This window comes from Geminicoccus flavidas (assembly GCF_009806515.1).
Taxonomy (GTDB): Bacteria; Pseudomonadota; Alphaproteobacteria; order Geminicoccales; family Geminicoccaceae; genus Geminicoccus; species Geminicoccus flavidus.
This window is the reverse complement of record NZ_WUJP01000189.1, coordinates 1-1,166: the sequence shown is the minus strand read 5'-3', so window position 1 is coordinate 1,166 and position 1,166 is coordinate 1. Positions and strand designations below refer to the sequence as shown.

The window sequence follows — 1,166 nt, the reverse complement described above, 5'->3', positions numbered from 1 at the left end:
GCGATCGGGCGGATCGGGGAGCATGTGCGCCTGACAGAGCAGCGCGACGCCCTGCTGCACCATGCGCGGCTCATCTGTGCGGCGGGCCTGCGGGAGACCGCGGAGCCTTCGGATCGCGGCGGCATCGAGGCGGCGTTCGCCGCAACAGAGCGCAAGCTCGGCCGGGTGCTACGGGGAAGGCCACAGGCCGCCGGGGGCGGGCTGGCGCTGGACCTGGCCCGCTGAGGCCCAACACAGAAGCCCCTTCTGAAGCCTGCCGCCATTCGTTATGGGCATTCCCGTGCGACGGCGGCCGGACGGTCAGTGCCGGCCGCCACCGGGGAGGACCAGAACATGCTCAAGGGAATCGATCCGCTCCTGAACGCGGACCTGCTCTACGTGCTGCGCGCCATGGGCCATGGCGACGATCTCGTGATCGCGGACGCCAACTTCCCGTCCGAGACCATGGCGACGCGCAAGCTGATCCGCATGGATGCCGCCGACGGGCCGCGGGTCCTGAAAGCGATCCTTTCGGTGATGCCGCTGGACGACTTCGTGCCCGATCCGGCGCTGCGCATCGCGGTGGTGGGTGACGAGGGCTCGGTGCCGGAGGTGTGCGCCGAGTACGGCACGCTGGTGAGCGAGGCGTCCGGAGGCAAGGTGCAGCTCGGGCAGATCGAGCGGTTCGCCTTCTACGAGCGCTCCAAGAAGGCATTCGCGGTGATCGCCACCGGCGAGACCCGGCTCTATGGCTGCATCCTGCTGAAGAAGGGCGTGATCCGGCCCGGCGAGTGAGCGGCATGTTCGCCGGCTGCACCTGGCAGAACGAGCCGCCCTCCTGGCGCCTGGAGAACGGCGAGCTCCGGGTCGTCACCGGCAGCCGCACCGATTTCTGGCGGGAGACCCATTACGGCTTCACCCGGGACAGCGGCCACTTCTTCTTCATGCCGGTCACGGGCGACTTCACCGCCGAACTGCGGGTGCTGGCCAGCTACCAGGCGCTCTACGACCAGGCCGGCCTGATGGTGCGCATCGACACGGCGAACTGGGTCAAGGCCGGCATCGAGCTGTCGGATGGCTGGCTGCTGCTCAGCAGCGTGCTGACGGTGGGTCGGTCGGACTGGGCGACCGGCCGCTTCGCGGGCGATCCGGCCGACTTCTCGCTGCGCGTCACGGTGCAGGACGGG

3 protein-coding genes are annotated in these 1,166 nt (G+C 69.5%); all 3 read left to right on the top strand.

The genetic code is table 11. The features are described from left to right. Positions 1-225: hypothetical protein (locus EQG76_RS05155; protein ID WP_235031212.1), on the top strand; the 225-nt coding region annotated here is incomplete at its 5' end. 108 nt (positions 226-333) lie between these two features. Then, on the top strand, positions 334-774 hold the full coding sequence (locus tag EQG76_RS05150) for an RbsD/FucU family protein (RefSeq protein ID WP_159711202.1): 441 nt from the start codon (positions 334-336) through the stop codon (positions 772-774). Positions 775-779: 5 nt separating this feature from the next. Next, positions 780-1,166: DUF1349 domain-containing protein (locus tag EQG76_RS05145; RefSeq protein WP_159711200.1), on the top strand; the 387-nt coding region annotated here is incomplete at its 3' end.